The sequence below is a fragment of the Chitinibacter sp. ZOR0017 genome, assembly GCF_000799095.1.
Lineage (GTDB): Bacteria > Pseudomonadota > Gammaproteobacteria > Burkholderiales > Chitinibacteraceae > Chitinibacter > Chitinibacter tainanensis.
On sequence record NZ_JTLG01000017.1, the window covers coordinates 150,324 to 168,990 of the forward strand.

The following is an 18,667-nucleotide window of genomic DNA, read 5'->3' on the forward strand; positions in this document are numbered from 1 at the left end:
TGCTCTAACGCCAATTGCCGACTTTCACTTGCTCGTACCAGAGAGATTGGCAATGCCCATAGCCCTGTTAAAGTCGCTGACCTTGCGGCTGCGAATTGCCTTTATCGTCGTGGCCGCCACGACCCTGATCGCGGGTCTGGCGGCGTTTTGGGTTTTCCGCTCCGTCGATCAAACCTACAGCAATATTTCCCGCGAAAGCTATCCCGCAACCCGCGCCGTGGCCGGGCTGGAAACCAATAGTTTAGAGTTGGCTCTGGCCCTGCATCAGCTGTCCTCGGCCACCAATGATGCCGAGCGCCGCGAGGCTTTTCGCACTTTGCAGCAATTGCAGGGTGGCGCGCCACTGTATCTTGATGCCATCCGCGCCCTGAAGCTCACCGAATCGGGCCCCGCCGACATCAGCCGCTTGCAAAAACATTATCAGCTGCTGGCCAAACAAGCGGTCGAAACCAACCAAATCGTCACCGACCTGATCGAAATCGAAAAGCAAAACGCGGCAGTGCTGGCCCAAGTGGATGAGCAGCGTCAACAGTTCGAGCAAAAAATCGAGCCTTTGCTGCATAAGGCGCAGGAAGAAATGCTCTTGGCCACTGGCCGCGCCTCGGTGGCCGCTGGCCAGCAATGGGCCAAACTCACCGAGCAAGATCAAAACGAGCGCTTGGCCACCAATCTGATTCGGGCGGATATCTTTCGCCTGGCCAGCCTGATCGCCGTGGAGGGCGAAGAGGGCTATCGCCGCAAGGGGCCGGAAATCTTGGAACGGCTGGAAAAGCAATTTCAGCTCACTGATCCGGAGTTTCGCGATGAAGGGCTGAAAATGCTGAAAATCTTGCGCGGGCCGATGCGTTCGGTGTCGCGCGAGGCGCTTGGCGCGATGATGGATTTTTATCGCAACGCCAGCAAATTCAATCAGCGGGAAATGGCCGAACACAACCGGCAGGGTGATCTGATTACCCAAAGTGCCACCGCTTCAGTGGTGAATTTAGTCAATACCCAGGTACAAACCTTAACCGCCAGCGAGCAACTCAAAAGTGATTATCTGGAGTTAAGTAATACCTTGCGCCGCACGATCGCGGCCAAGAGCCCGCAAGAGCTGGCGCAAGGGCGTAAAGATTTCGCGCAGCTGTATCAGCATGCGCAGGCTGCGGGGCAAAAAATCGTGCTGCCACAGATTCGCAGTGGCCTAGGCCCAAGCCTGAATGCGGTGGTGATGCTGAACGAGCAATCGCGCAAGGTGTTTGAGCTGGCGCAGCGCCGGCTGACGCTAGAGGCGCTGCTGGAGAAAATCGCCCGCGAAAACACGCAGATTACGCAAGATTTCCTGCAAACCACGCAGCAGCTGGGGCAGGCCATTTCAGGCGCGCTGAGTGGCAAAGTGGTGTCGCTGGATCGGGATATTCGCAGCAGTAGTTGGTGGCTACTGGGCGCGGCTGGTTTGGCTGTGGTGGTGGCGTTGGTGATGGGCTGGTTTTATATCTCGAACAATATCAATCGCCGGCTGGAGCGTTTGGCGCAGTCGATGCGGCAATTGTCGGAAGGCGAATTGGCCGAGCCGATTATTGTGCAGGGCGATGACGAGATTTCCGATATCGAGCGTGGGGTGATGCAATTTCGCGCCTTGCTCCAGCAGCAAAATAGCCAGCAGCAAGCGCTGATCGAAGCGCGCGATGAGGCGCAGGCCGCGGCCAAGATCACGAGCGAATTCCTCGCCAATATGAGCCACGAAATCCGCACCCCGCTATCGGCTATTCTGGGCTATACGCAGCTGGTGAGCGAAACGCCATTATCGAGCTTGCAGCAGCAATACCTGACCCGGGCGCAAAGCTCGGCGCAGATGCTGTTGGGCGTGGTGAATGATGTGCTCGATTTCTCGAAAATCGAGGCGCATAAGCTCGAAGTCGAGCGCGAGCCTTTTGATCTGATGCAGCTCTTGAGCCAGCTGGCCGGTACGGTTGCCATTCAGGCGCAGGATAAAGATCTGCGCCTGAATTTCGAAATTGACCCGCGGGTACCGCATCAGTTGGTGGGCGATTCGCTGCGGCTGGGGCAGGTGCTGCTGAATCTACTCAATAACGCCGTGAAGTTTACCGAGCGCGGTGATGTGACTTTAAGCCTGATGCAAACGGCGGCTGAGGCGCATGCAGTAGAGCTGGCCTTTGCGGTGCGCGACTCAGGGATCGGGATTAACCCGCAAGCGCGTGAGCGGCTGTTTCAGCTCTTTAGTCAGGCCGATTCATCCACCACCCGCCGCTTTGGGGGCTCGGGGCTGGGGCTGGCGATTAGCCAGCAGCTGATTCAGTTGATGGGCGGCTGTATTGAGGTAGATAGTGAGCCGGGGCTGGGCTCCTGTTTCCGCTTTACGCTGCGGATGCCACGCGGCATGCAGGCAGTGAGCTTGCCGCAATTTAGCGAGCGCCATGCCGTAATCGCCGATCAAAATGAAGACCACGCCGCGCATTTGGCGCTGCATCTGGCAGCGCTGGGGATCAGCTCGACGGCGCTGAATAATCCGGCCCAGCTGGCGGCGTATTTCGAGGGCGGGCATCCGCTGGATCTTTTGTTGATTCAGCCGCAGTTTTGCCTGACTGATCAAGGCCCCTGTCCGCAGATTGTGGCGCAAGTGCAGGGCGGCTTGCCGCTCATACTGCTGTGCTACGGCGCGGATGATATGGCCAGCAGCCAGTTGCCAGCGTTTGGCGGCGCCCCGCTGATTAGTAAACCGTATATCCCGAGCCAGATTGTGCAGGCCGTGACGCAACAGCTGGCGCGTGACGAACGGGCGCTGGCCTTGGCGGTAGGGGCAGATGCCGGCATGGCGCTGTCCGGTTTGCGGGTGCTGCTGGTGGAAGACACCGATGTCTTGTTAGACCTGGGCGCCACAGTGCTGCGCAATCTGGGCGCGCAGGTAACGCCGGTGGGCAGTGGCAATGCCGCGATTGCGGCGCTGATGAGTATGCCGATTGATGTGGTGCTGATGGATGTGCAGATGCCGGAAATGGATGGGCGCGATACCACGCGCGCCATTCGGGCTCTGCCAGGCTTTGCCGACCTGCCAATTATTGCCCTGACCGCGCATGCGATGGAAGGCGAGCGCGAGCTGTGTTTGGCGGCCGGGATGAACGAGCATCTGAGCAAGCCAATTGATGCTCAAAAATTGCAGCAAGCTTTGCGGCCGTATTGCCGTGGCGATAGGCAAGGCGAAGCGGTGGCGCCGGCAGAAACTGCACTCATGGCGACCATGGCCCCGCTGACGGATGCAGACGCATTGCTGGATTTTCCCGCCGCTTTGCAGCAGATGGGCTCGTTAAAATTGCTGCATAAAATGTTGCCGCGCTTTGTTGAGCGCTTTTCTGATTGTGAGGCTGTGCTGCGCGGGCACTTGGCGGCCGGGCAGTTTGCTGATGCGCAGCGCTATGCGCATACCCTGAAGGGCGTGGCCGCCCAAGTTGCGGCGGGGCCAATTTATGCGCTGGCGGGCGAATTGGAGCTGCAATTGCAGGCCGGAGTGTTGCCCGACGAGGCGGCGTTGGTGCGGCTGGGGCAATTACAGGCGCAGGCTGGCGATTTGATTGCCCAGTGGTTGGCCAAACAGGAAGAAGCCACGCCGGTGTAAGTCGGTGGCTGGTGTCGGGTATCGTAATAAACAGGCCGGGAATATTGCCCGGCCGCAGATTGATGACCACCCCCACTCGCTAAGCGAGGCTCCTCTCATGGAGGGGACGGGAGGGGTGGGAATAGAACATCAAGGCTGCAGATTCAGAACCATATTTCCTCGGCTCGGCCATGCCGAGACTTGAAGCATATAGTTCTTCCGCTGGGTTAGCGGCCTGGGGCTGGGTATATCGCCCGGCCTTTTTATTGATAATGCTTTCAGTCTGATACGTTAGGTGGGTATTAATCTTCTTCGCCCAAGAAGCCGCCACTTTGATGCGCCCACAGCCGCGCATAAATGCCATTGTGTGCCAGCAGCTGCGCGTGCGTGCCTTCCTCGACAATCCGCCCCTGATCCAGCACGATCAACCGATCCATCGCCATAATCGTTGACAGCCGATGGGCGATGGCGACCACGGTTTTGCCTTCCATGAGCTGATACAGGCTGTGCTGAATGGCGGCTTCTACTTCCGAATCGAGCGCGCTGGTGGCTTCATCCAGCAGCAAAATCGGGGCGTTTTTCAGCATCACCCGTGCAATCGCAATCCGCTGGCGTTGACCGCCCGAGAGCTTCACCCCGCGCTCGCCCACATGCGCATCGTAGCCTTGTCGACCCTGCGGGTCGGTGAGCTGAGCGATAAAATCATGCACTTCCGCGCGGCGGGCGGCATCGATCATGTCTGCATCACTGGCATCAGGCTGGCCGTACAGAATGTTATCGCGTACCGAGCGGTGCAAGAGCGAGGTGTCTTGCGTGACCATCCCGATCTGCCGGCGCAGGCTATCTTGCGTCACCGCGGCGATATTCTGCCCATCGATGCAGATCTCGCCCGCCTGCAGATCATAAAAGCGCAGCAGTAAATTCACGATGGTGGATTTGCCCGCGCCCGAGCGCCCAACCAGCCCGATTTTCTCGCCAGGCTGAATGCGTAGATTCAGCGCATCCACCACGGGTTTGCTATCGGGGCCATATGCAAAGCGCACTTGCTTAAATTCGATCAGGCCTGCGCGCACTTGCAGCGCCGGCGCTTCGGGCGCATCAAGCACCGTCGCTGGTTTGGCCAAGGTGTTCAGGCCATCTTGCACGGTGCCGATGTTTTCAAACAGCCCGGCCATTTCCCACATGATCCAGTGCGACATCCCACTCAGGCGCAGCGCCATAGCGGTAGCGGCCGCCACCGCGCCCACCCCTAGCTCACCTTGCAACCACAACCACAGGGCAATACCGGCAGTGGCGGCGATCAGCAGCATGCTTAAGAGATGATTCACGATCTCGAACAGGCTCACCAGTCGCATCTGGCGGTGTACGGTGAGCATGAATTCCTGCATCGCGGTTTTCACAAAGCCCGCCTCGCGGTTGGCGTGCGAAAACAGTTTTACCGTCGTGATATTGGTGTAGGCATCGGTTACTCGCCCGGTCATGAGCGAGCGGGCATCGGCTTGGGCCTGCGAAACCCGGCTTAAGCGCGGCACAAAAAACACCATCACCGCAATATACAGCGCCAACCAGGCAAAAAATGGCCCCATCAGGCGCAGATCAAAGCCGCCGGCAACCACGGTCATGGTGACAAAATAAATCACCACAAACACCAGAATATCCATGCAGGTGAGCACGGTATCGCGTACCGCCAGCGCGGTTTGCATCACCTTGGCCGAAATCCGGCCGGCAAATTCATCCTGATAAAAGCTCATGCTCTGATTGAGCATCTGCCGGTGAAACTGCCAGCGCAAACGCATCGGGAAATTACCGGCCAGCGTTTGATGTTTGATCAGCGTTTGCAGCGCAATTAGCAATGGGCTGGCCAATAAAATACCCAAGAGCAGCAATAAATTGTGTTTTTGCAGCGCCCACAATTGCGCCGGCGGTGTATCGCTCAGCCATTCCACTACATTGCCGAGCATGCTGTAGAGCAGGGCTTCAAACGCGCCGGTGGCGGCGGTAAACAAGGCCAGCCACACAATATGCGCGCGTGCCCCTTGGGTGCAGCTCCACACAAAAGGCAGCAGCTGCGCCGGCCGGCGCGGGAGGTTTTCCGGGTAAGCGTCGATCAGGCGTTCAAAGTAATTAAACATTGGCAGGCGCAGAGGCGGTCAATAATTGAATAAACACCATCATACGCTGAGATGGCTGGCCCCGACCATACTCTAGCTCTGATGCTGGGGTATATGCCCAAGAATATTATTATTTAATTCCTTTGGCTGTATACATGGCAGGGGTATATAGAGGCTGAAGCAGCCAGGTGAGTTGCAGATGTACGTAGGCATGGCCACGCTGAGGAAAGTAGCCAGATATTGCGGTAAAACCTAATTGCGGTTGGCTGATTTTGTTTTTTATATGTTTATTAGAATTTAATTCTATTGTTTTCTTTGTGGTTAATAAAAAATTAACGTCTGATTTTTTATTGATAAACAGCAACTTGTTTTTGTGTCATTTAATCGTTATTAAAACGTCATTATTGCGACCTAAGCTCCCCAGCTCAGTTTCACCACTATAAAACACAGGGAGCAATGATGAAAATTCGCGTTATATCGGGTGCGATTTGCAGCGCACTGACACTGACTTTGGCCGCGTGCGGTGGTTCAACTGAGCCTACCCCAGCCACACCAACCCCTACCCCGGCTGCGGGCGATGCCGCACCCGCAGATGGTACTAAAGTAAATCTGGCGGTGTTGGGTACGACGGATATCCACACAAACATCATGAGTTATGACTACTACAAAACCACAGAAGATAAAGCAATCGGTTTTGAACGCACCGCCACCCTGATTGATCAAGCTCGCAAGGAAAACCCCAACAATCTGCTGCTGGATGATGGCGATACCATTCAAGGTACTTCTTTGGGTGATTACCAAGCGCTGGTGAGCCCTGTGGCCTGTGGCACCAAGCTGGCAGTGTATAAGGCCATGAGCCTGATGGGTTATGATGCGGCCAATATCGGTAACCATGAATTCAATTACGGCTTGCCGTTCCTGTCGCAAGTTACCGGCACCAATATGCGGATTGCTGGCGCGGATAACGCTAAAAATTGTGCGGGCCCTGGTTTCCCGCTGGTGCTGTCAAATGCGCTGAATAAAAATGACAACCAGCCTATCTTCAAGCCTTATGTGATTCTGGAGCGTAGTTTTACCGCCGCCGATGGCAAACCGGTGAAACTGAAAGTGGGGGTGATTGGCTTTACCCCAACGCAAATCACCATGTGGGATAAGTTGCACCTGGATGGCAAGGTGGTGACGCAAAGCGCCAAAGCAGCCGCAGATAAATATGTGCCGGAAATGAAAAAGGCCGGTGCGGACATTATTATTGCGGTGGCTCACGGCGGGATTGATGACAAAGCTTATGCGGCAGATACCGAAAACCCGGTGAATTACCTTTCAACCGTACCGGGCGTGACCGCGATTATCTCTGGCCACTCGCATAGTTTCTTCCCGGATGGCAGCAACTACAGCAATCTGAAAAACATCGATAACAAGAAAGGTCTGGTGAACGGTATTCCAACCGTGATGTCCGGCTTCTGGGGTAAAGCCTTGGGGGTGATCAAGCTGAACCTGCAATACGATGCTGCTACTAAAGCCTGGAAAACTGCGCCGACTTCCTACTCTGAGCTGAAATACATCAATCCAGCTGATGACAAAACCGGCAACACCAAGGTTGTGCCAGAGGGCAAGCCGGAAATCGGTAAATTGATTGAGGCGGAGCACAAAGCCACGATCAATTATGTGAATTCACCAGTGGGTACGTCAGAGCTGCGCATCAGTTCCTTCTTTGCCCAGGTTGGTCCAACCGCGGCAATGCGCCTGATTAACTTGGCGCAGATCGACTATGTGAAAACCTTTGTGAAAAACAATCTGCCGCAGTACTCCAATCTGCCCGTATTGTCAGCGGCTGCGCCGTTCAAGGTGAATTTCCGTGGTACTGGCTTTACTGATATTGCAGCGGGCCCCGTGGCAATTAAAAACGTAGCCGACCTGTACCTGTACCCTAATACGCTGCAAGCGGTGAAGATTACGGGGGCTGATGTGAAAGCTTGGCTGGAAGTATCTGCGAAGCAGTTCAATCAGATTGACCCGAACAGCACGAGCGACCAGCTGCTGATCTCGACGTTCCCATCGTACAACTTTGACCAGATCGAAGGAGTTACCTACGAAATCGACGTTACCAAGCCAATCGGTAGCCGGATTGTGAATCTGCAATTGAATGGCAAGCCATTCGATCCAGCGCAGGAAGTGATCGTGGCAACCAATAACTACCGCGCTGGCGGCGGTGGTGGTTTCCCACTGTCTGCAAACCAGTCGATCATCGTGGCGCAAGACGCAAACCGCGACATCATCGTTGATTACATCAAAGCGCAGAAAAATCTGACGCAGGCGAATCAAGGGGCGAAACCCAACTGGAAATTCGTGACCGTTGTGACCAAGGGGAATGTGCTGCTCAATAGCTCATCGGATGCGAATGCGCTGAATGTGGCTAAGCAAGATGGCATTACTCACCTCACTAAATACAAAGATGGCGCCGTGAGCTTCACGAATGGCCAACTGGTGTTTGGTGCTGATGCGACGTCGGCGGTGTACAAGGTTGATCTGAGCTACGGTTCGCTGAATTAATCTAGGCTGGGAAAGGAGTCGGCCCGCTTGGCTGTGATGGTCAAGCGGGCCAATTTTGTTATGTTGCAGAAGAAAAAAATCATTGTGGGTATGCTCGTTGGTGCCGTGTTGGCCGGGGCAGCCTATGGCTGGACTGAACACCAGCGACAACTGGCTTTGGCTACCCCGGCGGAACAAGTTACCGCCCTGATGGTGAATATGAGCGCCGATCAGGCGAGCGCGGTACAGCTGAGGCGTCTCGTTGAGCATGGACATCCGCTGGCATTGCGCTTGCTGGCACGTGACTATCATCTGCGTGGGGATAAAGCGAGCCAAGTCCAAGCACTAGCCTGGTACCAACAAGCCGCCGCGGCTGGCGATCATACGGCTAGTTATGAATTGGCGGCGATGTTGGTACAAGGCCAGCAGTCTGCGGCTGACCCTGTGCAGGCGCGGCATTGGTTGGCGAAGGCTGCCGATTTGCCGGCGGCGCAATTTCTGCTGGGGCAATTGATGCGGCAAGGTTTGGGTGGCGCTAAAGATGAAGCGGCTGGGCGGGCTTTGATTGAAAAGGCCGCTCACGCTGGTGACCGGCAGGCGCTGTATACCCTGGCCAATTGGTATCGCTATGCGGATGGCAAGCCGCGCGATGAAGCACAGGCGGTGCGACTGTATCAGCAGGCGGCCAATCGGCAATATCCGCCGGCGTTGCAAGATTTGGCTTTAGCCTATGAATTTGGCGAGCTGGGGCTGGAGGTTAACCCTGAGCGGGCTAGCCAGCTGCGTAATATGGCGTTGCATATTGCCAGCTGTAAAGACAGTCATACCGCCTTGGTGCGCTTTTTTTAGTCGGGAGTTTGGCCTTCTTGTGTTTGGCATAGAAGGTGAGCTCGGGCGCAGAGGGGCTGAACCCTGATTGGGGGGATGAGGATTCAAGGCAATAAAAAACGGCAGCCGCAGCTGCCGTTTTTGTTGGCTTATACCAAGCCGATTACTTGGTGTTGTCAACCACGATCTGGCCGTTGAACTTTACTTGGCCGCGGAAGAAGTAATCTACGCAGGCTTTGTAGTCGCCGGTATTGGCCAGGCTAAATGGGGTTTGGTAGCTCACCAACTGACACGCCCACGATACGCCACCTGGGTTGTTGCCGTTGTAGCCCCAGTTTTTGTCCAGATAGGTTTTGGTGGCCGCGGCTGAGCCATCGGTAAAGCCTTTTGATGTGCCGCAAGTCAGTTGCTCGTTGCTGATATCAATGCCCAGCTCTTTGGTGAACTCTTTGTACGCCGCGATCCGGTTCAGCGATTGCTGCGCTTCCGAGCCTTTGCCACACTCGATACCACCATTAATGATGTAGGTGGTAGCGCCAAAGCCAGGTTTCATATTGTTGGCAATATCAACCTGATTTGGCTGCCAGGTGCCATCAACAACCCAAGTCATTGGTGGTTTTGGCGATTGTGGGTAGACGGCAAACCAGATGGCAGAGGCGAAGTTCATCCAGGTGTCTGCCACCAGGCCTGGATTGTCGAGCAAGACATTCACGTCACCGTACAGCGATTTGCTGAATGGGCCGTAATTGTAGTTCCAAGACAATTGCTTCGAGCCGCGACCGAAGTAGCTAAAGTACTGGCCTTGGGCGTTTTTACCGCACGGATAGAAGATCGAGAAGATCGAGCCACCTGCGCCGTTAAAGCAGTCTTGGTAACCACCCACACCCGAACCTTCTTGCATGCCTTGTTCACGCAGGAACCACAGGCCTTGGCGGAAGGTTGGAATTGCGGTGTTTTGCTCCATAGTGGCCAATACGGCGTTGTTCTGATCGGCGTAGCCGCGGGCCGTGGCCGGCGTCAGTGCAGGCCAGTTGGCGCCAGTTTCTTGCGCAAAGTGCGCAAATGAAGTGGCCAGCAGTTTTTTACAGATCAGGTCTGAATCGCGACCATCGGTGTAGGTTTTGCAATAAGCCGGGAATTTAGCCACGCCTTTGAGCAGATTTTCGTAGGTGTATTTCACATTGCGCACTGGGAAGAAGTAATCAAACTTCGCCCGTGGCAATACGCGCTCAACGCGTTGTACGTTATCTGGGTTGCTGGCTAACCCTGGTGCCACCGCATCGACCACGCTATCGGCGCGTACTTGCAGCGCTTCGCGAATGCGGTCGATGGTTTGGGCATCGCCACCGGCTTGGCTATACAGCGCACGTTCAGCCGCGGTGAATTGGGCGTCAGTTGGGTAGCCCGCTGGCGCGGTAATGTAGGTAATTTGTGGTTTGTAGGCGGCTGGTGCGCTAGTTGGCGCAGCCGTTGGGCCTGCGGTGACCACTGGGGTTGGCGCTACCGTTACCACAGGGGTGGCGGTCGGCGTGGCCGTTGGTTTTACCGTTACTACTGGTGTAGCAGTTGGCGTCGCAGTCACGACTGGCGTAGCGCTTGGCTTGGCCGTTGGGGTGGCGGTTACCACTGGCGTTGCTGTTGGAGCTACGGTCACAACGGGGGTTGCAGTTGGGGCAGGCGTGCTACCACCAGTGCTGCAGTTGCCGCCGGCTTTCCAGAGTGTTGGGGTCGCAGCTGGATTCCAGTTCGCGCCCACATAAGCGGTGTGAGTCGACAGGGCGGTATAGCTGGCGCCGCCAAAATTCACCACGTCGCCGGCTTTGTAGCTATTGCCTTCAACCCAAGCCGCGCAGCTGCCAGCAGCTGGTGGGATGGTAGGAGTAGCGCTTGGTTTAGCCGTTGGCGTGCTGGTTGGTACGCTTGTTGGGGCTGTAGTCGGCGCCGTCGTTGGCGCCGCAGTCACCACCGCGGTCGGAGCTGGTGTGCTGCCGGTGCTGTTGCCAACGAGTTCCCATGGGCCCCATTGTTCGGTGCCGGGGATGTTATTCAGTGTCCACCATTTGGCTTTGTAATCTTTGCCTTGGTAGCTCACAACTTGACCGCCGGTGTAAACCGTTTTGCTGTCCCAAGCGGTGGCGGCTAGGACCTGGGCCGAGCAGATGGCAGCCGGAATCGCAGCCAGCATCCATTTATTGAACTGGATCATCTTGATGTCTCCATCCTTCTTATGCCGGTCCTGACGGGCCGTGCTTTGTGTGAAAACGGCTTTTGCCGTGCCTGCCATAGTAAGCGAAGCTGACAAGCTTTGCCTAGTGTGTCAGCACACGTTTGTCGTTTTAATTCATCCACTTATTTAAATTACGGCAGTGTAATTTTCGAGATATTTATACGTCATTTTTGACTTTGATTCGGGTCAAATCTGAACCGAAAGCGACTTGAATTTAGGCGCATTCATTGCGCAGAAAAATAACGTTGGTATGAGGTTGGGTTGGCTTTAAGCTGCGGGCCAGGGCAGGGCGTCTAGTGAGCCTAAGCTCGCCAGCTGGGCGCTGCAAGCTGTGGTCAGAAAAGCTGTGCCACTGCTTGGTGGGCATTGGTAGTGATAGGTATGTTCGTGTAGGCTAAATACTAGCTCGTATGCATGCAGATACCCCCGGTCACTATCGCCGCCGCCATAGCGGCTGTCGCCGAGAATCGGGCTGCCCAGGCTTTTGAGCGTGACGCGCAACTGATGGGTGCGGCCGGTGAGCGGCTTGAGCGCAAACAGCCGTAAGCCTTCGCCGAGGCCATAACTAAAAAACTGCGTGATCGCCAGTTGCCCGCCTTCGCGCACCAGGCGGTAGCTACCGCCACGCCCTTTTTCGATGCCGCCGCGCACTTTGCCCTGTTTCTTACTGGGTTTGTGCGCGCTGATGGCCAGATAATATTTGCGAATCTGATGCTGGCTAAATAGCTCCCCCAGCGCGCTGGCAGCGGCGCTGCTGCGCGCAAGGAGCAAGAGCCCGGAGGTGAGTTTGTCCAGCCGGTGCACGGCATACAGCTCGGTTAAACCCGTTTGTGCGCGTACCAGCTGCACGAGGCCTGCGGTGCAATCCTGGCTGTGAAAGTCGAGCCCAGCGGGTTTATCCACCACGATAAAGTCGGGCTCTTGCGCCAGAATAGGGATAGTGATGCTCATAGCTGCTCTGGTGCTATCGATCAGGCGCTGCGCGCGCTAGCGAACTGATCGCCAAAATTAACCAGCAGCACGCCCACGACGATCAGGGCAGCGCCCGCGAGCCGTGGCCACGACAGCTCGCGCAGTGGCAAGCCCAGCCAGCCAAAACGGTCAAACAGCAAAGAGGCGATGACTTGTCCGGTGATAATCAGCGCCATCATCGAGGCCGCGCCGAGCTTGGGCGCGATCAGGGTGGTCCCAAACACGAACATCGCGCCCAGTAAACCGCCCGCCAGCATCCACGGCTCGGCTTTGGCGATGCCGGCCAATGCGCCCAGCTTTTGCCCACTGGCAAGGGCAATGAGCAGCAAAGTTACGCAACCCACTACGAACGACACCAGCGCCGCTAGCAAGGTGCTGCCCCCAATCATGGCTTTAAGCTGGTTATTAATGGCGGCCTGCAGTGGCACCACCAGCCCAATCACCAGAGCAAACAGAGCGTAAAAGCTATTCATGGGGCGGCTATCCGAAAAGAAATCAGGCCCCGATTGTACTGGCTTGGCTGATTTTTGCCGCAAAATTTGCTATCAAGGTAAGCGGGAGTCCGTACAATAGCGGAGCTTTTTTGACCCGAGACGGACCTGATCATGCAGCACTTAACCCCTGTTGAACTGAGCCAGTGGCTAGCCGATGCCGAGCGAGTGGCACCCAATTTGCTGGATGTGCGTGAACCATGGGAATTTGCCCTGTGCCAAATCCCCGGCAGCATCAATATTCCGATGGGTCATATCCCGAGCGAGCAAGCGCGGCTAGATCCGGATGCCTGCTATGTGGTGATCTGCCATCACGGCGTGCGTAGCTATCAGGTGGCCGGCTTTCTGGAGCGGCAGGGGTTTGCTGAAATGATCAATCTGGATGGTGGCGTGGCGGCGTGGGCCGATGAAGTTGACCCGACGATGGCGCGTTATTAAGTAAATTAAATACCCCTAGGTATGTGCCCAGGGGCTAATAAAATAAAGGCGGCTAGGCCAATACCCATGGAATTACGCCGAATCGAAGAGTTTCTATCGCTGCTCGAACATGAGCTGGCGCACAACCCCGATCTGTATGCCGACATGCGCGCGGTGATGCAGTTCGAGCCCTATGATTTCCTACCCTGGCTGCCTTTGCTGGATATTGCGATCGAAAAGCTGGGCGATCTGCCCACCGTGGTGAAATGGCTAACCTGCCCGCATCACGATCTGCACGGCGCCGCGCCCGCTACCTTGGTGGGCACGGAAAACGGCGTTGAGCTGGCGCGCCAGCTGCTGCTGCAATACGACCCGTTGCCGCCGTGGCGGCAAGCCGGCGCCGAATAAGCGCACTCATTCAACTGATTTAGAACTTAAACCTCTTTTGCGCTTCAGCACATGCTGGCGGCGAGCCTGCGCTAGTGATTATGCGCGCAGGCTAAAGCGCCAAGCGTGAAGGGTGACGGCTTAGTGGCCGTAGCCGTCCGGTTTGCTTTTATAAAAGGTAATGGTTTGGGCATTGGCCGTCGTCGGCGGTGGCGATTTCAGGATATGTGATTTCATCTTGCCGACCACATGCATTTCGCACGGTTTACAGTCAAATTCCAGCCGGTAACTTTCGCTGCCTGAGCTCAGCGTCATCGGTTCGGCGCGAATCTGCCCTTTTACCCCGATCACCCCTTTGGCCTGTTTCGGACACAGATTGAACGAAAAGCGCAGGCAATGTTTGGTAACCATCAGCGGTACTTCGCCGGCTTCTTCGTGCGCCTCGTAGGCGGCAGCAATCAATTTAACCCCATGCTTGGCGTAAAACTCGCGTGCTTTGGCGTTGTAAACATTGCCCAGAAACGACAGAGTGTCTTCGGGATACACCGGCGGCGGGTTGAGCTCGGCTTTGCGCTCGGGCCGCACCCAAGCGGCGCTGCGGGCTGCCTCTAATCGCTCCACCGCCTCGCGGCGCAGTGCATTAATCACCGACGCGGGCGCAAACCAGGGTTGGGTTAGATTGAGCGCCACGTCTTCGGCGTAAAACATCGTGTTGCCCAATTTGGCCAGATTATCGCGCAGCGTGCTCCAAGCTTTGTCGGCATTTTGCGCGATTTCGAGCGCCAGCTCGACTTGCGCGGTGGCCGTGCAGCCGTCGGCGTCGGTCATCGTCAGTGCCAGCCCAGAGCTGGTTTCATTCAAGGTGAGCCAAGCGCCGATTTTGCGCTCGGCCGATTTTTTCGTCAGCGCCTGCTCCCACGCGTGATCGCGGTTGCGGTGGATGGGCGTACCGGCTTTCAGACCAACCAATTCGCTCATCATTTCATTCGGGAACACGCGCCAGATGCCGGCAGCTTTATTCGCGGCTTCCACGGTATTGGCTTGCACACCGATCACTTCACGTTTTTTCATGAAGTTCAGCCCGTCGCCATTGCTCATCGCGTCGTTCTGATCGGCGACTTCCAGCTCGAAATACTTATCGGTCACCTTGGTGACAGTGCCGAGCGGCACGCCAACGTATTTCGGTGAATCAAAGGCGCCGATGTCTTCTTTACGGCCGGTGGCAAAATAATCGGTGTGGCCGCGGTGGAACGATTTATCCACGTTCGGGCGGAAAAACAGCTCGGTGCGCCCACTGGAAGCTGGGGCAAATTCGCTGCGCTCGGCCATGATTTCGTCGAGCAGCAGGCGATAATGTGCGGTGATGTTTTTCACATACTGCAGGTCTTTGTAGCGGCCTTCGATCTTGAACGAGCGCACGCCCGCGTCGATCAGCGCTTCCAGATTATTGGTCTGGTCATTGTCTTTCATCGACAGCAGATGCTTGTCGAACGCGACGACACGGCCATTTTGATCGGTCAGCGTGTACGGCAATCGACAGGCTTGCGAGCAATCGCCACGATTGGCGCTGCGGCCAGTGTGCGCGTGGCTGATATTGCACTGGCCCGAAAACGCCACACACAGCGCGCCGTGAATAAAGTATTCAATCGTGGCGCGATCACCCATGTAATCACTGATCTGTTTGACCTTGCCCAAGCCCAGCTCGCGCGCCAACACCACTTGCGAAAAGCCTGCGTCGGCCAAAAAGGCGGCTTTTTCGGGGGTGCGAATATCGCATTGTGTGCTGGCGTGCAACTGAATCGGTGGAATATCCAGGGCCAGCACGCCCATGTCTTGCACGATTAGCGCATCCACACCCGCGTTGTAGAGCTCAATAATCTGCTGGCGCGCCGGCTCAAGCTCGGAGTCATGCAAAATCGTATTGAGCGTCACGAAAATCCGTGCGTGATAACGATGGGCAAATTCAACCAGCCCGGCAATATCCGCCACCGAATTGGCGGCATTATGCCGCGCGCCAAAGCCCGGTCCGCCGATATACACGGCATCGGCGCCATGCAGGATGGCTTCGCGGCCGATTTCGGCGGTTTTGGCCGGGGCAAGCAATTCGAGTTGGTGCGGCAACAGCATGGGTCAATCCGGTATGTGAAGCATTAAGGCGCGGAAGTATAGCGGAATCAAAGGCTTGTGCGGCAGATTTGCCAAGGAAATTCTTCACTTTAGCCGGCTAGCGGCTGCGGGATTTGCTGCTGGTTTTTTCGCGATACATGGCCTGATCGGCCTGCGCGATTAAGGCATCGGCGGTGAGTGGCGCAGGGCCGCCAAATGCAGCGCAGCCCACGCTGAAGGTCACGCCGTATTCCTGTGCTAGCGGCCTGGCCCGCTGACAGAGGGCCAGTATCCATTGCTGCGGGTTTTGCGCGCCCAACAGCGCCACAAATTCATCGCCGCCCAAGCGGTACGCCACCACATCGGGGGCCTGAATATAGTGCGCGCAGCGCTTGAGCACTTCGTCGCCCACTTCATGGCCAAAGCGATCATTCACGGGCTTAAAATTATTCACATCGATATAGAGTAGGGTGCCGCTTTCGCCGGCAGCGATTTTTGCTTGTAAGGTTTCAAACAGGGCGCGGCGATTGCCCAGTTGTGTGAGCTCATCGCTATAGGCTTGCTGATACAAAGTTTGCTGCAGCGCCTGGCTGCGCTGATTTTCGCTATGGAGCTGGGCGATCAGGTGATTGCGATCGTGCATCACCCGGACAAAAGCAATGCCGATCAGGCAAAAGCCCACTGCAAACAAGATGTCATCCAGAATATCGGCGTTGTGCCCCCAAAAGCCCTGGCCCTGATGCAAACCATCGATGTAATCAAACACATGACCTAGCCAATAAATCAGCACGCCGATCAGAAAAGGCCGCAATAAGCGCTCTTGATAACTAAAGCGCCGCCAGATCACCACCAGCACCAAGCTGGTGATCAGCAAGCCGTAAAAATCGTGCACATCCGGCAGCGGGATAAACTCCAGCAGCGCCCGCACCCCCAGCAGCAATACCAGCCATTGCCAGGTTGTGATTTTATCCATCCCTACTCACCGCGTTGGAAATGACCTCAGGGTGAGGTCGGCTCTGGCAGTATAGCTGCTGGGGTGGCTAAATATGTCGATGTTTGATTGCTTTGGGTCAGGCTTTTTAAAGATTTTGTTGGGAATTTTTGCGTGAGTATATGCTGGAATGCTAATTTATACCGGCGCTATATCCGTATACCACCAAGGGGTATTGAGGCTTTTCTGTTGTATTGATGCAGAAAAAAACCAGTGGCTGGGGTTTTGTCAAAAGGCTGCCTAAAAAATGCGCTACATTCGGGCTGTCGCGAATCTGAATTCCCTTCCAGCTGATGTCTACCCGCCCGCTTTTCCTGCTTCCTTTGCTGCTCGCCAGCAGTTTTCATACTGTCAGCTTTGCGGATGACCCGCGCACTTACGAGTTGAACGCCAGCGACGTGGCGCGAACATCTTTGCGTTATCGGGTGGCCGAGAGCGAGGCGCCGCGTGGCCCGCGCGAGATTGAAGAACAAACGGTGCAAACCTATTCGCTGCGGCATGTGCAGTATTTTGCGCTGGCCGATCAACTGGCCTACGCTGGGATTCAAGTCCCGTATCGCCAGATCGAACAGGATTTTCGCAATAGCCGCCGGCGGGGCGACGATCAGTCGGGGTTGGGCGACCCGATGCTGTCGTTTGGCATGGGCGTTTACCGCATGCCGGCGCTGAGCTGGGAAGAGCTAAAACGCTATAACCGCGATGGTTTCAGCAGCGGTTGCCAGCTGCTGGTGTCGCTACCGCTGGGCTCATATGACAGCCGGCGCGGCAGCAACCCGGGCAGCAATCGCTGGATGGTGATCCCGGAATGCCAGCTGGGCTACACCCAAGGGCGCTGGCTGGTGGAAGGCTTTGCCAGTATGAATTGGTTTTCGGATAACGACGATTACCGCGGCGGCACCTTTAGCCAAGACCCGCTCTACAACTTCAAACTCAGCACCAGTTATGGCTCGATGCGCGATTACTGGCTGGCAGTCTCGGCCGAATATCACCACGGCGGCGCCACTACCCGGCTAGGGCGGGCGGATAACAACGGCGAAAATGATTGGGATGGTGAAGTGGCGCTGTATTACAACTTTGGCGGCGGCAATAGCATGAAGCTGTTTGCCGAATGGCCACTGAGCAATTCGGCCGGTACTAGCAAATCCCGTAATTTCTCCGTGGTGATGTCGCATACTTGGCGCTGATATACCTCGGTGGGTATATTTCCAAACGCATTGCTGCGTAATGGCTTAAGAGCGATACCCTGCTAGTTAGGCGCGCCATAGCGCAGCAAAATCGGCGGCGCCTGGGTGGCGAGTTGGCGGATTGCCTGTTTGAGCTGCTCGGCCGGGACTTGCGGATTGCTGCTGAGCAGGCAATAGGTGTCGCGAATATCCAGCGTTTGCACAATGGGTACGCGTTGCTGCGGCGCTTGCTGGCGGTTAAATTCATCCACGATCAGCCGGTTGACCACACTCAGATGCAATTGCCCGCTCTGGGTAAAACGCAGCAAGGCTTGCTGACTGGGGGAATCAATGCGGCGATACTGACCGCGCTGAAAGTAGGGCTCAAGCAGCGGGTAGCGAAACCCCAAGACCGTGCCAATGCTGCGATGCTCGCCCTGATCGAGCTTGAACGGCGCATGGGCATGCTGCGGGGCGTGGATAATGACATTTTCCTGCCGCAAAAAAAGGCTGCTCCAGCGTTCGGGCGGATAGCTGCGTTCTTGCCAGCTGGGGTTGGTGTGGCACCACAGATCGATCAGCCCTTGTTCTAGTGCTTGTGGCAGGCGTTTGCGGGGCAGCTGTAGCCATTCCGGCGTGGCATTCACATTGCGGGCAATTTGTAGCAACAGCTCGTAATACAGGCCCCCCACCGGCTCGCCATTATCGAGCACCACCTGCGGCGGCGCCCAGGCCGAATCCAGCGCAATGCGCAGCTTGAGGGGCTCGGCATGCGCGGCAAGGCTTAGCCAACACACTGACAACAGGCTGGCAAGCGGGCGAGAGAGCAGGCGGGAAAACACGAATACGGATC

General features: G+C 56.2%; 13 protein-coding genes. 6 read left to right on the plus strand and 7 right to left on the minus strand.

The window, feature by feature from the left end; genetic code table 11:
- Positions 1–52 precede the first annotated feature (52 nt).
- Positions 53–3,613: an ATP-binding protein gene (locus L991_RS17910; RefSeq protein ID WP_052190656.1), complete on the plus strand. Its 3,561-nt coding sequence runs from the start codon at positions 53–55 to the stop codon at positions 3,611–3,613.
- Positions 3,614–3,894: 281 nt separating this feature from the next.
- Here L991_RS17910 and L991_RS05965 read toward each other — a convergent pair whose 3' ends face one another.
- Positions 3,895–5,724 (minus strand): ABC transporter ATP-binding protein, encoded by a 1,830-nt coding sequence (locus L991_RS05965; protein WP_047393279.1) that lies wholly within the window; start codon positions 5,722–5,724, stop codon positions 3,895–3,897.
- Positions 5,725–6,162: 438 nt separating this feature from the next.
- Between L991_RS05965 and L991_RS05970 the strand changes: the two genes are divergently transcribed.
- Both L991_RS05970 and L991_RS16420 read left to right on the plus strand, forming a co-directional pair.
- Entirely contained in the window at positions 6,163–8,253 is a 2,091-nt protein-coding gene (locus tag L991_RS05970) for a bifunctional 2',3'-cyclic-nucleotide 2'-phosphodiesterase/3'-nucleotidase (protein ID WP_047393283.1), read from the plus strand.
- Positions 8,254–8,289: 36 nt separating this feature from the next.
- A complete protein-coding gene (locus L991_RS16420; RefSeq protein ID WP_052190657.1) occupies positions 8,290–9,081 on the plus strand; it encodes a tetratricopeptide repeat protein in 792 nt (263 codons plus the stop codon).
- A gap of 142 nt (positions 9,082–9,223) precedes the next feature.
- Here L991_RS16420 and L991_RS16895 read toward each other — a convergent pair whose 3' ends face one another.
- The 3 genes from L991_RS16895 to L991_RS05990 form a co-directional block, all read right to left on the minus strand.
- Entirely contained in the window at positions 9,224–11,266 is a 2,043-nt protein-coding gene (locus L991_RS16895; RefSeq protein WP_197053826.1) for a glycoside hydrolase family 19 protein, read from the minus strand.
- A gap of 288 nt (positions 11,267–11,554) precedes the next feature.
- Positions 11,555–12,238: a TIGR01621 family pseudouridine synthase gene (locus L991_RS05985; RefSeq protein ID WP_047393286.1), complete on the minus strand. Its 684-nt coding sequence runs from the start codon at positions 12,236–12,238 to the stop codon at positions 11,555–11,557.
- Between the two features lie 20 nt (positions 12,239–12,258).
- Positions 12,259–12,732, minus strand: a complete 474-nt coding sequence (locus L991_RS05990; protein ID WP_047393289.1) for a DMT family transporter — start codon at positions 12,730–12,732, stop codon at positions 12,259–12,261.
- Positions 12,733–12,864: 132 nt separating this feature from the next.
- Here L991_RS05990 and L991_RS05995 point away from each other — a divergent pair, with 132 nt between their 5' ends.
- Positions 12,865–13,188 (plus strand): rhodanese-like domain-containing protein, encoded by a 324-nt coding sequence (locus L991_RS05995; protein ID WP_047393291.1) that lies wholly within the window; start codon positions 12,865–12,867, stop codon positions 13,186–13,188.
- 66 nt (positions 13,189–13,254) lie between these two features.
- Positions 13,255–13,575 (plus strand): antitoxin Xre/MbcA/ParS toxin-binding domain-containing protein, encoded by a 321-nt coding sequence (locus tag L991_RS06000; protein ID WP_028449207.1) that lies wholly within the window; start codon positions 13,255–13,257, stop codon positions 13,573–13,575.
- 120 nt (positions 13,576–13,695) lie between these two features.
- Here the strand turns inward: L991_RS06000 and L991_RS06005 are convergent, their stop codons facing one another.
- Positions 13,696–15,681 carry a U32 family peptidase gene (locus tag L991_RS06005; protein ID WP_047393293.1) on the minus strand — a complete coding sequence of 662 codons (1,986 nt, stop codon included), beginning with the start codon at positions 15,679–15,681 and terminating at the stop codon, positions 13,696–13,698.
- A gap of 97 nt (positions 15,682–15,778) precedes the next feature.
- Positions 15,779–16,633 (minus strand): GGDEF domain-containing protein, encoded by an 855-nt coding sequence (locus L991_RS16425; RefSeq protein ID WP_052190658.1) that lies wholly within the window; start codon positions 16,631–16,633, stop codon positions 15,779–15,781.
- A 311-nt stretch (positions 16,634–16,944) separates the two neighbouring features.
- On the opposite strand from L991_RS16425, the gene L991_RS16430 reads away from it, so the two are divergent.
- Complete coding sequence (locus tag L991_RS16430; RefSeq protein WP_052190659.1) at positions 16,945–17,835, plus strand: transporter; 891 nt, start codon at positions 16,945–16,947, stop codon at positions 17,833–17,835.
- A 62-nt stretch (positions 17,836–17,897) separates the two neighbouring features.
- Here the strand turns inward: L991_RS16430 and L991_RS06020 are convergent, their stop codons facing one another.
- Entirely contained in the window at positions 17,898–18,656 is a 759-nt protein-coding gene (locus L991_RS06020; RefSeq protein ID WP_047393294.1) for an ABC transporter substrate-binding protein, read from the minus strand.
- Positions 18,657–18,667 lie beyond the last annotated feature (11 nt).

Excerpts from the sequence above, each read along its gene's own strand:
- L991_RS17910 (WP_052190656.1), top strand. The coding sequence starts at position 53 with ATGCCCATAGCCCTGTTAAAGTCGCTGACCTTGCGGCTGCGAATTGCC.
- L991_RS05965 (WP_047393279.1), bottom strand. The coding sequence starts at position 5,724 with ATGTTTAATTACTTTGAACGCCTGATCGACGCTTACCCGGAAAACCTC.
- L991_RS05970 (WP_047393283.1), top strand. The coding sequence starts at position 6,163 with ATGAAAATTCGCGTTATATCGGGTGCGATTTGCAGCGCACTGACACTG.
- L991_RS16420 (WP_052190657.1), top strand. The coding sequence starts at position 8,290 with ATGGTCAAGCGGGCCAATTTTGTTATGTTGCAGAAGAAAAAAATCATT.
- L991_RS16895 (WP_197053826.1), bottom strand. The coding sequence starts at position 11,266 with ATGATCCAGTTCAATAAATGGATGCTGGCTGCGATTCCGGCTGCCATC.
- L991_RS05985 (WP_047393286.1), bottom strand. The coding sequence starts at position 12,238 with ATGAGCATCACTATCCCTATTCTGGCGCAAGAGCCCGACTTTATCGTG.
- L991_RS05990 (WP_047393289.1), bottom strand. The coding sequence starts at position 12,732 with ATGAATAGCTTTTACGCTCTGTTTGCTCTGGTGATTGGGCTGGTGGTG.
- L991_RS05995 (WP_047393291.1), top strand. The coding sequence starts at position 12,865 with ATGCAGCACTTAACCCCTGTTGAACTGAGCCAGTGGCTAGCCGATGCC.
- L991_RS06000 (WP_028449207.1), top strand. The coding sequence starts at position 13,255 with ATGGAATTACGCCGAATCGAAGAGTTTCTATCGCTGCTCGAACATGAG.
- L991_RS06005 (WP_047393293.1), bottom strand. The coding sequence starts at position 15,681 with ATGCTGTTGCCGCACCAACTCGAATTGCTTGCCCCGGCCAAAACCGCC.
- L991_RS16425 (WP_052190658.1), bottom strand. The coding sequence starts at position 16,633 with ATGGATAAAATCACAACCTGGCAATGGCTGGTATTGCTGCTGGGGGTG.
- L991_RS16430 (WP_052190659.1), top strand. The coding sequence starts at position 16,945 with ATGTCTACCCGCCCGCTTTTCCTGCTTCCTTTGCTGCTCGCCAGCAGT.